The sequence below is a fragment of the Muricoprocola aceti genome (genome assembly GCF_025567005.1).
Classification (GTDB): domain Bacteria; phylum Bacillota; class Clostridia; order Lachnospirales; family Lachnospiraceae; genus Marvinbryantia; species Marvinbryantia aceti.
The window spans coordinates 17785-31583 of record NZ_JAOQKE010000028.1 but is presented as its reverse complement, the minus strand read 5'-3'; the positions used below and the strand labels follow the sequence as shown (position 1 = coordinate 31583).

The following is a 13799-nucleotide window of genomic DNA, read 5'->3' as shown; positions in this document are numbered from 1 at the left end:
CTTCTGATATTTATTATATCAGAAAAGCGGTTCCAACAATAGCAAAACCCTGCAAAAGCAGGGCTTTGTCTACAGTCTGAATCAATCGTAATTATTTACGATTGATTTTTTGATGATATTTGCGTATATTGAAAGAAAAAAGGAAGATAGACAAAAAGATAAAGGAAAAGAAAAAATGGTCAGACGATGGAAAAGAATACTTATTGGTGTAGCTGTTGTGCTGACAGTGTCAGCTATAACCGAGGTGGGAATGTGTTCGGTTCATGCGGAAGAGGTGGAAGTAGAATCAGAATATACAGAGTCCGGATATGGCAGACAAGAGAGTGAAGAATCTGAGGAACAGGAATCAGATGTGACAGAGATCAGTACGCCGGATAAGACAGAGATGGAAGAAGAACAGATCCTGGATATGCAAAGTGGAAATGAAGAAGAAGGCATATTTTCTGAAGAGGCGGAGGAGAAGAAGGATTCTCAGACAGTGATTCAAAGAGAAGAACTGTTCGATGAATCTGCAGAAGCAGGAAGTGCAACAGATGGCGGTTTCCTGACTGGAAGAGGTAGCAGACGTGCCAGATCGACAGTACAATTTCTGGAGTGTTATGGAGATCAGCTGAACGAAAGTGCGAGAGATGTCTATGACGCCATGAAAAAAGCGTGGGGAAATGGAGGAACAGATAAATTTACTGTCAACTTTAGTACATCACTGACCTTTGAAACAACAGGTACTTATGTGACAAATGAAGCGGGTGAAAGAAAGTGGAGATGGATTGCAGCGGATGGCACAAGCACAGATGAAAAGATAAAGCTGGATCCTGCTTATGGCAAGGTAATGGAAACACTTCGCAAAAGTATTCAGGGAGGATTCGATGCCTGTATTTATGATTGTCCGGAGATATTCTGGCTGAAGAATGTGACATTTGGATATACGATCATATGGACTATTCGTTCAGATGGAAGTGCTACAGGAAAAATAAGCAGTGTGACCGTTTCTGGTAATGAATCCTGGACTGGAGCAAAGAACTGTGTCTCAGAATTCCAAACCAATGTGTCAGATGCAGTAAACAGTATCAGTGCAGGATTTACAGAAGACATGTCTGATGCCCGGAAAATGAAACAAATTCATGATTACATTTGCGCCAAATGTGTATATCAGGAAGGAACTTATGCGCACAGCGCCTACGGCACTTTTTATAATGGAAAAGTAGTGTGTGAGGGCTACGCCAAAGCATTTAAAATCTTGTGCAACAGAATGGGTCTGACCTGTGTCCTGGGATCAGGAACCGTTCATAAGACCAGCTCAGACGGAGCACATATGTGGAACTATGTGTTGCTGGATGGTGGCTGGTATATGGTAGATGTTACCTGGGATGATGGCAATACGTTATCGAATCGCTATCTGTTTGCCGGTTCAGAGTCAGACGGTGTCTATTACAAAATATCGGAAGAACGAACCAATTATGTGACATTTTCAACAAAACCTGAAACTGCATTTCGGTTTGTACAGCCGTCTCTGGAAGCGGATAGGTATCATGAATACGATGCATGGAAGATTTCCCTTCTGGTTTATTGCGGAAGTCATATGACAGGGGAAAAAACGACTGTCTGTGTGCTGTGTGGAGATCGGAAGACCATATCTTATGAGGCAGCAGAAGAACACCAGTATGGAGAATGGAAGACAATACCTGCTACCTGCGAAACAGATGGAGAAAGAGTAAGAATCTGCCAGAATTGCCAGAAGGAAGAAAAGGAAACACTTCCTGCCACCGGTCATTTGTATGGAGAATGGAAGACGATACCTGCCACCTGTGAAACAAATGGAGGTCAGGTACGAACCTGCCAGACCTGCAAGAAAACAGAAACGAAGATCGTATCTGCCATTGGACACAGATATGGCGAATGGCAGACAGTCCGTCAGGCCACGGTACTGGAAGAGGGAGAAATGCAACGCAGGTGTCAGAATACAGGCTGTAGCAGCATACAGACGAGAAAATTAGATCGGCTGCCCCGTTTTGTACAATTAAATACATCCAATATTGTCCTTCAGATAAAACAGTCTACTACTGGTCTGAAAGTGACAGATATGGCAGAGGGAGACCGGATCGTCAGCTGGAAGAGCAGTAAGCCGACAGTTGCCACAGTCAGTAAAAAGGGAAAGATAGTAGCTAAAAAGGCAGGAACAACCATCATTACAGTGACACTGGCAAGTGGAGCAACAGCCAATGTGAAGGTAAAGGTACAGAAAAAAGCGGTACAGCCAGTCAGCTTACGCATTGCCTGCAGCCGGCTGAAGTCTAATCGTATTACTTTGAAAAAGGGACAGCGTACAACCTGTAAAGTCACAGTGAGCCCTTTTACCTGCAAGACGAAGGTTACATTTTCCAGTGCCAATCCAAAGATTGTAAAAATATCTGGAAACGGTAAAATCATAGCCAGAAAAGCAGGAAAAACAAAGATTACTGTGAAGGCAGGAAAGAAGAAAAAAGTGATCTGGGTCACTGTAAAAAAGTAAAATGATATTACTTTTCGTCAAAAATAAATAAGATAATACGGAGAAACAGAAAAAAGATATAGATAAAAATAGAGGGAAATTTGTATAAAAACAAAAAAACGATATGAAAATGACGAAATAGAAGAAAAATACCTTGACTAATTTGTATAATATGTTATGCTAATTATGTGCAGCTACAACAGGGTAGTAAATCACACCGGGAAAACAACCGGTGTTTTTTGCGCCATAAATATTCCTGTTATGAAACAAACAGCAGGCTGATGTAGCATTGTTTTCGCAATTCTTATTAGGAGGAATTTGAGTATGACAAAATGGGTTTACTTATTCAGAGAAGGTAATGCGGACATGAGAAACCTTCTTGGAGGAAAGGGCGCGAATCTGGCTGAGATGACCAATCTGGGACTTCCTGTGCCACAGGGCTTCACGATTACAACGGAAGCATGTACTCAGTACTATGAAGATGGTCAAAAGATTAACGATGAAATCCAGGGCCAGATTATGGAATACATTGAGAAGATGGAAGAGATCACTGGAAAGAAGTTTGGAGATAAGGAAAATCCACTGCTGGTATCTGTCAGATCCGGAGCAAGAGCATCTATGCCGGGCATGATGGATACCATTTTGAATCTTGGTCTGAATGAAGAGGTAGTAGAAGTCCTGGCTGAGAAATCCGGCAACCCAAGATGGGCATGGGACTGCTACCGCAGATTTATCCAGATGTTCTCTGATGTCGTTATGGAAGTTGGAAAGAAATATTTTGAAGAACTGATTGACAAGATGAAAGTATCCAAGGGCGTAACACAGGACGTAGAGCTGACAGCAGAAGATTTGAAAGAGCTGGCTAATCAGTTCAAGGCAGAATATAAAGAAAAGATCGGTGCAGACTTCCCGACAGATCCAAAGGTTCAGCTGATGGAAGCGATCAAAGCGGTATTCCGTTCCTGGGACAATCCTCGTGCCAATGTATATCGTCGTGACAACGATATCCCATATTCCTGGGGAACTGCTGTAAACGTACAGATGATGGCATTTGGTAATATGGGTGAGACATCCGGAACCGGTGTTGCATTTACCCGTGATCCGGCGACAGGAGAGAAGCATCTGATGGGTGAATTCCTGATGAACGCTCAGGGAGAAGATGTAGTAGCAGGTGTGAGAACACCTCAGAGAATCGATCAGTTAAAAGAAGTAATGCCGGAAGTATATGATCAGTTTACCAAGATCTGTGCGACACTGGAAGATCATTACCGTGATATGCAGGATATGGAGTTTACTATTGAGGACAGAAAGCTGTATATGCTTCAGACACGTAATGGTAAGAGAACTGCTCAGGCAGCATTGAAGATTGCCTGTGATCTGGTAGATGAAGGTATGATCACTGAACAGAAGGCTGTAGCTATGATTGATCCTAGAAACCTGGATACACTGCTTCATCCACAGTTCGACAAGACGGCACTGGTTAAGGCTGTTCCAGTTGCAAAAGCACTGGGAGCATCACCGGGAGCTGCATGTGGACAGATCGTATTTACTGCAGATGATGCAAAAGAATGGCATGCAATGGGCAAGAAGGTCGTTCTGGTTCGTCTGGAAACTTCACCGGAAGATATCGAAGGTATGAAGGCATCCCAGGGTATCCTGACCGTTCGTGGTGGTATGACCAGCCATGCAGCAGTAGTAGCCCGTGGAATGGGAACCTGCTGTGTATCCGGATGCGGTGACATCCATATGGATGAAGCAAACAAGAAGTTCACACTGGCCGGAAAAGAATACCATGAAGGAGACTGGATCTCCATTGACGGTTCCACCGGAAATATTTACGATGGCGTGATCAAGACCGTAGATGCTACGATCGCCGGCGAATTTGGTCGTATCATGGGATGGGCTGATAAGTATAGAAGACTGAAAGTAAGAACCAATGCAGATACACCAGCAGATGCAAAGAAAGCAAGAGAACTGGGCGCAGAAGGTATCGGACTTTGCCGTACCGAGCATATGTTCTTCGAAGGAGACAGAATTGATGCATTCCGTGAGATGATCTGCTCCGATACCGTAGAAGAAAGAGAAGCAGCATTGGAAAAGATTCTTCCGGTTCAGCAGAGTGATTTTGAGAAACTTTACGAAGCACTGGAAGGCAACCCGGTAACTATCCGTTTCCTGGATCCGCCTCTGCATGAATTCGTACCACAGACAGACGAAGATATCCAGAAGCTGGCTGATTCTCAGGGCAAGACCGTAGAACAGATCAAGGGTATCATCGATTCCCTGCACGAATTCAATCCAATGATGGGACATCGTGGAGTTCGTCTGGCTGTTACTTATCCGGAGATCGCCAAGATGCAGACAAGAGCAGTCATCCGTGCAGCCATCAACGTAAAGAAGAAACATCCAGACTGGAGTATTTGTCCGGAAATCATGATTCCACTGATCGGTGATGACAAAGAGCTTCGCTTTGTAAAGAAGACAGTGGTAGATACTGCAAATGAAGAGATCGCAGCAGCAGGCGCAGACCTGAAGTATCAGGTAGGTACCATGATTGAGATTCCTCGTGCAGCTCTGACCGCAGATGAGATCGCAAAAGATGCAGACTTCTTCTGCTTCGGAACCAACGACCTGACACAGATGACTTTCGGATTCTCCCGTGATGACGCAGGCAAGTTCCTGGAAGCATACTACGAGAGAAAGATCTTCGAAAACGACCCATTTGCAAAACTTGACCAGAATGGTGTCGGCAAGCTGATGGAAATGGCAATCCAGCTTGGTAAGGGAGAAAATCCGAACCTGCACATCGGTATCTGCGGCGAACACGGCGGAGATCCATCATCCGTAGAATTTTGCCACAAGATCGGACTGGATTATGTATCCTGCTCACCGTTCCGCGTACCAATTGCCAGACTGGCCGCAGCACAGGCAGCAATTGCAGAGATGAAATAAGCAGATAAAAAAGCAATAAAGTGAATCCCCCAGATAACTGATCAGCAGCTATCTGGGGGATTTTTGAAACGTAAAAAATCCCCTCAGAGCCAAAACTCTGAGGGAATTCATTTTACCTAAGATTTATTTCTGATGTTCCAGTGCCAGTGTAATAGTTGTGATATCGCACACTTCTGTTGGTCCGTAGTACTGGATTGCTCCCGGATATACGAAGCAGGTATCTTTTGCCCATTCTTCGCGGTGAGATTCGAAATATTTAAATGGTGCACCGTCCAGTTCAACCAGAGCTTTTCTGATAACCGGTTTGTCTTCACCGTGTCTTCTTTCGATGTTCATCATCTTGGTGATTGGCATACCGCCTGCAACCCATTCACTGGCTGGTGCAGACAGATTAGATACTTTGGAAAGGTATCCGTTGTAACCATACTGGATCAGCATGAATGCATTGTATCCCAGGGAGTAGCAGTAGTCTGCATCGAAGTTAGATGGGAATGCACATCTTCCTTCGTATCCAAGGAAATGATGAAGCGGGCTGAATTTGCCACTGTATGTACCTGCAGCTCTTCTTGCTTCCAGTTTATCTTTTACCAGAGCGGAGAACAGCTTCTCAGATTCGATCAGAGATACCTGTACGTTTCCGTGTGGGTCTCTTTCCAGGAACAGCTGCTGCTGAATAGCCTGTGGAAGGATGGCGAATACAGCCATGGATTCCTTTGTCAGACCTTTTTCGATGAACGCATATTTGTCAGCCCATGTTGGCAGTGCATTGAATTCATCAGCCTTGCTTCCTGCAAGCAGTTCGTTGATTTCCTGGATCAGTACGGAGAATTCAGGAACGAATTCAACAACACCTTCCGGGATGATAGCAACACCGAAGTTCATGCCGTTTGCAGATCTTTCTGCTACAGAATCAGCGATATAATCAGCGATCTGAGACAGAGACATCTTCTTTTCAGCAACCTCTTCAGAAACCAGGCAGATGTTTGGCTGAGTCTTCAGAGCACATTCCAGAGCAACGTGGGAAGCAGAACGTCCCATGACTTTGATGAAATGCCAGTACTTTTTAGCAGAGTTACAGTCTCTCTCGATGTTACCGATCAGTTCGCTGTAGGTCTTGGTAGCGGTATCGAAACCGAAAGAGCATTCGATATCTTCATTCTTTAAGTCACCGTCGATGGTCTTCGGGCATCCGATAACCTGAACACCAGTATTGTGAGCTGCAAAATATTCAGCCAGAACAGCAGCGTTTGTATTAGAGTCATCACCACCGATGATTACGATAGCAGTGATGCCGTGCTTCTTGCATACTTCAGAAGCGATTGCGAACTGTTCTTCTGTTTCCAGTTTCGTTCTTCCGGAACCGATGATATCAAAACCACCTGTGTTGCGGAATTCATTGATATATTCGTCATCAAAGATCAGATATTTGTCTTCGATCAGACCGCTTGGGCCGCCCTTGAATCCGTAAAGTACGTTTTCAGGGTTGGTAGCCTTTAATGCATCATACAGACCACATACCACGTTGTGTCCGCCTGGTGCCTGTCCACCGGAAAGGATCACACCTACGACCTGCTTCTTAGCAGCAGAAGTGTTCTGTCCTTTTTCAAAAGTGATCTCTGGTTTTCCATAAGTATTTGGGAAAAGAGCTTTGATCTTATCCTGATCAGCTACACTCTGAGTTGCTTCTCCCTCTTTTACACAGATATCTGCAATGCCGTGTCTCAGCATTCCAGGAAGTTTTGGAGTATACTCGTATCTTGCTTTCTGAAGCGGTGAAATATTCATTTTTTCAATCTCCTTTTTATGTATAATTTTACATACATTCAAATTCTAATACATTTCCGTGAAAAAGTAAACTATTTGTGGAAAAACTTCGGCATTTTATGCAATGAATCATTTTATTTCAGGAAACATGTCGCCACAGGTACGAACATAACCAAGCCGCAGGCCAAAGAAGTTTATCAATATAGAAAATTCCAGACAGTGCCAGACGGATATGATACGAAAGTCGGTGAACTGGGAGATGAGGTACACGGGATGTAAGAGTATCGTAATCACAAAATTATATGGAAAAATGTGAACAAAATCATACAATTATAAAGAATTGTGTGATTTTGTTGTTTATTTACGGAATTCTTCTTATAATAAAACCATAAGTAACAGGTATATAAGTATTTTTAAAATCATAAAAGGTGTTCGACAAGTTGGAAAAACATGGATATTAAAGGAATTTGGCAGACCAGGCAGATAGATTGATTGGTCTGGCTTTACAGCAAAGGCAGGAGATTAACAAATGCAGCGTCTCATTTTTCATGTGGATGTAAACAGTGCTTTCCTTTCCTGGGAAGCAGCGAAGAGAGTAAAGCAGGGATTACCGGATTTGCGGGAGATTCCATCCTGTATCGGCGGCGATCCGAAGAAACGGACTGGGATCGTGGTGGCCAAGTCTATACCGGCGAAGAAGTATGGCATTCAGACAGGCGAGCCGATGGGGATGGCACTTCAGAAGTGTCCCGATCTGGTCTGTGTCCCATCGGATTTTGCCCTGTATGACCGGTGTTCGAAGGCATTTAAGAGTATCTGTGCATCCTATGCGCCGGTGATGGAGTCGTTTTCCATTGATGAGGTGTTTCTGGATATGACCGGAACCGGGCAGATTTATCCGGATCCGGTGGTGACAGCCTGCGAGATCAAAGATCGGATTTACCGGGAGCTGGGCTTTACGGTAAATGTGGGGATCTCTACAAACAAGCTTCTGGCAAAGATGGCATCCGACTTTGAAAAGCCAAATAAAGTACATAGCCTGTACCCGGAAGAAGTGCCACAAAAGATGTGGCCGCTGCCAGTGCGAGACTTATTGTTTCTTGGAAAAGCATCGGAGAAAAAGCTGGTGCAGAACGGGATTCGTACCATTGGCGATCTGGCACGGGCAAATGAAAAGGAGATTCAGATGCTGCTGGGTGAAAAGGCCGGACATCAGCTATATCTGTCAGCCAACGGGATCGATGATTCTCCGGTAAAAGCACAGCGGGAGGAAGCAAAGGGTATCAGTGTGGAGACTACCTTTGATGAAGATATTGTTTCCTATGAGCAGATTTTTCCGATTCTGCTCAGTCAGTGCGATATTGTGGCAGCGAGAATGCGAAGAGAAGGTAAGAAATGTAACTGTGTAGCGGTATCATTTCGAACATTGGAATTCAAGAACAAGTCCCATCAGCGCAAGCTGGACAACCCTACGGATGTGACCAATGAGATTTATCAGAATGTCAGACAGCTGTTTCAGGAATCATGGAGTGGTCAGCCGTTACGCCTGATAGGGGTGGCACTGACTGGACTGACAGAAGATGACTTCATACAGATGTCTCTGTTTGAGGATCCGAAGAAGCGGGAACAGCAGAAGAAGCTGGATGAAGCTATGGATAACATTCGAAAAAAATTTGGTAACGATAAGATCAGCCGTGCCAGCACTATGAACGTGTCAGGAAGAATTGCCAGAAAGGCAAAGGCACAGATGGAGAATGGTCGAAAGAAAAATGATGAACAGTAGAGAATCTGAAGAAACAAGACATGGTTCCTGAATGGATACAGCCAGCGAAAGAGATATGTTTTATCTGCGATTATCCGTAGAAATGCTGAAGAAACCAGCGGTTGCAACCACCAGTTGACAGATTTCCAGCCTCAATTGGTAGCATGCAACCAGAAAAATCCGTATGATAATAAATGAAATCTCCCACCGGAAAATCTAAAGTGCAGGTGGTGAGCCAGAACTCAAAAATATGTATGGAGGATGTGAGTATGATCTTATCAGAAAAGATTACAGAAGAACGAAAAAAGAATGGCTGGTCACAGGAAGAACTGGCAGAGAAATTATCCGTTTCCAGACAGGCTGTTTCCAAGTGGGAGAGCGCCCAGTCTACACCGGATCTGCAGAAGATCATCCGGATGGCAGAGTTGTTCCAGGTCAGCACCGATTATCTGCTGCGAGATGAAATAGAAGTAGAATCGAATCAGGGAAGCACAGAATATGGCAGTGCCGAGGAAAGATCAGTGCATATGGTATCGATGGAAGAGGCTAACGAAATTCTGAACTGGAAACGAAAATTGGCACCACGGATGGCCGGTGCCGTGGCACTTTGTATTTTAAGCCCGGTGTTGCTGATTTTCTTGTTAGGGCTGGCAGATTCTCATATCTGGGGACTGAGAGAAAATATGGCTACAGGAGTGGGACTGACCATATTGATGATTATGGTGGCAACAGCAGTCTTCATTTTCATCACAGGCGGTCTCCAGGGGAAAACATATGAATATCTGGAGTTCGAGCAGATCGAGACAGCTTATGGAGTAACCGGACTGGTAAAAGAGAAGCGAAAAGAGTACGAAAGCTGCTTCTTAAAAGGCATGGCCATTGGAGTGGTGCTGTGTATCCTGGCAGTCATTCCACTTTTTATGGTAATGGCAATGGAAGCACCGGATTATGTAGTAACAGCCAGCGTTTCTCTTCTGCTGATCCTGGTAGCCCGCGGTGTCTATCTGATCGTCCGTGTCTGTATCATCAAAGGCAGCTATGATATGTTGTTGCAGGAGGGTGATTATTCAAGAAAAGAAAAGCAGGTCAAAAAGAAAAAGGACACCTTTGCCAGTATATATTGGTGCACGGCAACTGCCATCTATCTTGGTTGGAGCTTCTGGACACAGAGATGGGATTTCACCTGGCTGGTGTGGCCGGTGGCCGGAGTATTGTTCGGGGCAGTATCAGCCATCATCAGCATAACAGTAAAAGAGGGAGAATAAGTTTTTATTGTAATGCCTGTAAAATTCTTCTATAAATAAACAGTAAAAGAAAAAATCTATGGTATCGAGAATAGAATGAATATGCATTTTTAAAATGAAAACGGCATAGAGATATACGAGAGAAGAATTTGATATGTGAAGAAAGGAAAATAATTGACAGTTAGCAACAACTAATCTATAATAAAAAAGACTTATATCATGTAAAATAACAGGAGCATTCATATGGAAACAGTATATGGCATTCTGATTCCGTTCCTCGGCACATCTCTTGGAGCGGCCTGTGTTTTCTTTATGAAGCACAGTTTAAGTGATCGGGTGCAGCGTTCTCTGACCGGATTTGCGTCTGGAGTCATGGTAGCAGCATCCATCTGGAGTCTTTTGATCCCGGCACTGGAACAGTCAGCAGCGATGGGAACATGGCAGTTTATCCCGGCAGCAGCTGGCTTCTGGATTGGGATACTTTTTTTGTTGTTACTGGACAGGACAATTCCGCATTTGCATCAGAACAGTGAGGCAGCGGAAGGACCGGGCAGCAATTTGCAAAGGACGACAATGATGATTCTGGCAGTGACGTTGCATAATATTCCGGAAGGTATGGCTGTCGGTGTAGTTTATGCCGGCTATCGTCTGGGAAACAGTGGAATTACCGCGGCAGGGGCATTGGCATTATCACTGGGAATTGCGATTCAGAATTTTCCGGAAGGCGCCATTATTTCCATGCCGCTGCGGGCAGAGGGAATAAAAAAATCCAAAGCCTTTGCCGGAGGAGTGCTTTCTGGCATTGTAGAACCGATAGGTGCAGTACTGACCATTCTGGCATCCGGCTTCATTGTCCCGGTGTTACCTTATCTGCTCAGCTTTGCAGCTGGTGCCATGCTTTATGTCGTGGTAGAGGAACTCATTCCGGAAATGTCTCAGGGCGAACACTCCAATCTGGGAACCATCTTTTTTGCAGTCGGATTCAGTATCATGATGATTCTGGACGTAGCCCTCGGATAAGCATCCTTCATCAAATCTTAATCCCTCTCCTACTTTCTTCTTAAAGGGTACTTGTAGTACAATAGGTACATGAGAGAAGAGAAAAGGAGAGGGACTTTTTATGCCGAATATTTTGATTTGTGATGATGAAAAAGACATCGTCAATGCTTTAAAAATATATCTGTCTGATCCTGATTATCAGATATATGAGGCTTATAATGGAAAAGAAGCGGTGGAACTGATGGAGCACACAGAGATTCATCTGATCCTGATGGATATTATGATGCCACAGATGGATGGCATCACAGCCATGACAAAGATCAGGGAGAAGAGTAATATTCCGATTATTCTGCTGACTGCCAAGAGCGAAGATGCGGACAAAATACTGGGATTGAATGTGGGAGCTGATGATTATATCACCAAGCCGTTTCATCCACTGGAAGTGACGGCCAGAGTCCGGTCCCAGCTGCGCAGATATCTGAAGCTGGGCGGAGGAACGCAAAGTAGTGAGAACTATAGTGTAGGCGGCATTGAACTGCGGGACAAAGAAAAAGAGGTCTATGTGGATGGCGCACAGATCACCCTGACACCAAAAGAATTTGAAATTCTGAAATTATTTCTTGCCAATCCGGGCAAAGTATTCTCACCAAAGGAGATCTATTCTCAGGTATGGAAGGAAAAACCAATCGGAACCGACAATACGGTTGCGGTACACATCCGCCATATCCGGGAAAAAATAGAGATCAATCCGGCTGAGCCAAGATACCTGAAGGTGGTATTTGGACAGGGATACAAGCTGGAGAAAGGACGGGAAATATGAGACAGTTTTTCAGAACAGCAGCAGGAAAAACGATTTTATTTTTGCTCTGCGGAATTTTTGGGGTGATATTTACAGCGGCAGTTGCAGGCTCTATGGTTCTGGTAGAGCAGGATTTTTATACCAGAGAAGAATCGGATCTGCGGGAAGAGGTATTTGACGGCCTGTTGTACAGAGACGGACAGTCACTGGCATGGCGAGCAGAAAATGATATGCTGTCGGAAGAAGAGGACGGGGAAACTGGAAATCTGACCTGGCAGATTGTGGGAACAGATGGAAAGGTAAAAGCCGGGAAAAAGGATACAAAAATCAAATGGCAATATACCAGATATTATATAGTATACGAGGATGGAGATGATATATGGAATTATCAGTTGTATGAATCGTCTGTAAAACATAATCCTTCTCAGAAATATGGCACGATTCATTTCAATATAGACGATTCCATGGCAAAGTCGGATAAATATGCATGGGCAGAAAAGGGTGTTCATATAGCATATAAGATTCGGTATACAATATACGTGATTATGGCACTGGCATTTGTGTTCGGACTTTTAAGTTTTGTCACGCTCATGAGCGTCAGCGGCCGCAGGAGAGACAACGGCGAGATCTGTCCGGGACCATTGTATGCGATACCGGCAGATTTGCTGACATGGATACTGGGAATGCTGGCATGCGCAGCAATTGGGATTCCAGCCGGTATGATGACAGATAATGGAATAGTAAATGCTGTTTTTCTGGGATTGGGCGTTCTTCTGGCAGGCAATATTTTTCTTGGATTTTGCATGAGTATAGCAGTGCGTGCGAAGAAAAAGACTCTGTGGAAAAATACAGTCATTTACTGGTGTCTTCATCTGATGAAAAAAATCTGCGTTGGAATCTGGGCTATGCTGCTGGAATTTCCAATGATCTGGAAAGTAGTTCTTGGAGCTGGCATTCTTTCCTTTCTTGAGTTCCTGGGAATCGTGGCATTCAGTTATGATACAGGCATCCTGGTGACGCTGTGGTTTCTGGAAAAGCTGATCCTGCTTCCTGTTATATTTTATGGTGCATGGATAATCAGAAGGCTTCAGAAAGGGGCTACAGCTCTGGCAGAAGGAGATTTGTCTTATCAGATTGACACCAAAGGCATGAGGGGAGATTTTAAGAAACAGGGAAAAGACCTGAACAGCATTGCCAGCGGTATGAGCCTGGCTGTGGAAAAACAGCTGAAAAGTGAGCGGATGAAGACGGAACTGATCACTAATGTTTCTCATGACATCAAGACACCGCTGACATCGATTATCAATTATGCAGATCTTATTGGAAAAGAATCCTGTGAGAATGAGAAGATCACCGAATATGCAGAAGTGCTGGTACGTCAGTCTGTCCGGCTGAAGAGACTGATTGAGGATCTGGTGGAAGCATCCAAGGCATCCACCGGTAATCTGGAAGTCAATTTGGCTGCATGTGATGCGGCTGTATTCCTTACGCAGGCAGGGGGAGAGTATGAGGAAAAACTGCAAAATGCCAATCTGACATTGGTGACATCCCAGCCAGAAAATGAGATTCGAATCATGGCAGATGGACGAAGAATGTGGAGAGTATTTGACAATTTGATGAATAATATCTGCAAATATGCGCAGCCAGGTACCAGAGTGTATCTGTCTCTGGAACGGATCGGAAACAGCGCAGTGATCATCTTCCGGAATACATCCAGAGAAGCACTGAACATCTCAGAAGAAGAACTGATGGAACGTTTCGTCAGAGGGGATGCTTCCAGAACGACAGAAG

General features: G+C 44.4%; 8 protein-coding genes. 7 read left to right on the top strand and 1 reads right to left on the bottom strand.

Annotated features, from left to right (window positions below; all coding sequences use genetic code 11):
* Nucleotides 1–175 precede the first annotated feature (175 nt).
* Together OCV47_RS14735 and ppdK are read left to right on the top strand one after the other, a co-directional pair.
* Complete coding sequence (locus OCV47_RS14735; RefSeq protein WP_262655814.1) at nucleotides 176–2509, top strand: Ig-like domain-containing protein; 2334 nt, start codon at nucleotides 176–178, stop codon at nucleotides 2507–2509.
* A 303-nt stretch (nucleotides 2510–2812) separates the two neighbouring features.
* A complete protein-coding gene (gene ppdK, locus OCV47_RS14730; protein WP_256297411.1) occupies nucleotides 2813–5440 on the top strand; it encodes a pyruvate, phosphate dikinase in 2628 nt (875 codons plus the stop codon).
* Nucleotides 5441–5563: 123 nt separating this feature from the next.
* On the opposite strand, the gene OCV47_RS14725 is transcribed toward ppdK, so the two are convergent.
* Entirely contained in the window at nucleotides 5564–7225 is a 1662-nt protein-coding gene (locus OCV47_RS14725) for a diphosphate--fructose-6-phosphate 1-phosphotransferase (RefSeq protein ID WP_262655813.1), read from the bottom strand.
* Between the two features lie 508 nt (nucleotides 7226–7733).
* On the opposite strand from OCV47_RS14725, the gene OCV47_RS14720 reads away from it, so the two are divergent.
* From OCV47_RS14720 to OCV47_RS14700, 5 genes are all read left to right on the top strand, one after another.
* Nucleotides 7734–8987: a DNA polymerase Y family protein gene (locus tag OCV47_RS14720; RefSeq protein ID WP_262655812.1), complete on the top strand. Its 1254-nt coding sequence runs from the start codon at nucleotides 7734–7736 to the stop codon at nucleotides 8985–8987.
* Between the two features lie 248 nt (nucleotides 8988–9235).
* Entirely contained in the window at nucleotides 9236–10231 is a 996-nt protein-coding gene (locus OCV47_RS14715; protein WP_262655811.1) for a helix-turn-helix domain-containing protein, read from the top strand.
* 222 nt (nucleotides 10232–10453) lie between these two features.
* Entirely contained in the window at nucleotides 10454–11230 is a 777-nt protein-coding gene (locus OCV47_RS14710; protein WP_262655810.1) for a ZIP family metal transporter, read from the top strand.
* Nucleotides 11231–11330: 100 nt separating this feature from the next.
* Complete coding sequence (locus OCV47_RS14705) at nucleotides 11331–12029, top strand: response regulator transcription factor (RefSeq protein WP_117447877.1); 699 nt, start codon at nucleotides 11331–11333, stop codon at nucleotides 12027–12029.
* Nucleotides 12026–13799: sensor histidine kinase (locus OCV47_RS14700; protein ID WP_262655809.1), on the top strand; the 1774-nt coding region annotated here is incomplete at its 3' end. The genes OCV47_RS14705 and OCV47_RS14700, both read left to right, overlap by 4 nt.

Coding starts and splice junctions, on each gene's coding strand:
- OCV47_RS14715 (WP_262655811.1), top strand. CDS start 9,236: ATGATCTTATCAGAAAAGATTACAGAAGAACGAAAAAAGAATGGCTGG.
- OCV47_RS14735 (WP_262655814.1), top strand. CDS start 176: ATGGTCAGACGATGGAAAAGAATACTTATTGGTGTAGCTGTTGTGCTG.
- OCV47_RS14725 (WP_262655813.1), bottom strand. CDS start 7,225: ATGAATATTTCACCGCTTCAGAAAGCAAGATACGAGTATACTCCAAAA.
- OCV47_RS14710 (WP_262655810.1), top strand. CDS start 10,454: ATGGAAACAGTATATGGCATTCTGATTCCGTTCCTCGGCACATCTCTT.
- OCV47_RS14720 (WP_262655812.1), top strand. CDS start 7,734: ATGCAGCGTCTCATTTTTCATGTGGATGTAAACAGTGCTTTCCTTTCC.
- ppdK (WP_256297411.1), top strand. CDS start 2,813: ATGACAAAATGGGTTTACTTATTCAGAGAAGGTAATGCGGACATGAGA.
- OCV47_RS14705 (WP_117447877.1), top strand. CDS start 11,331: ATGCCGAATATTTTGATTTGTGATGATGAAAAAGACATCGTCAATGCT.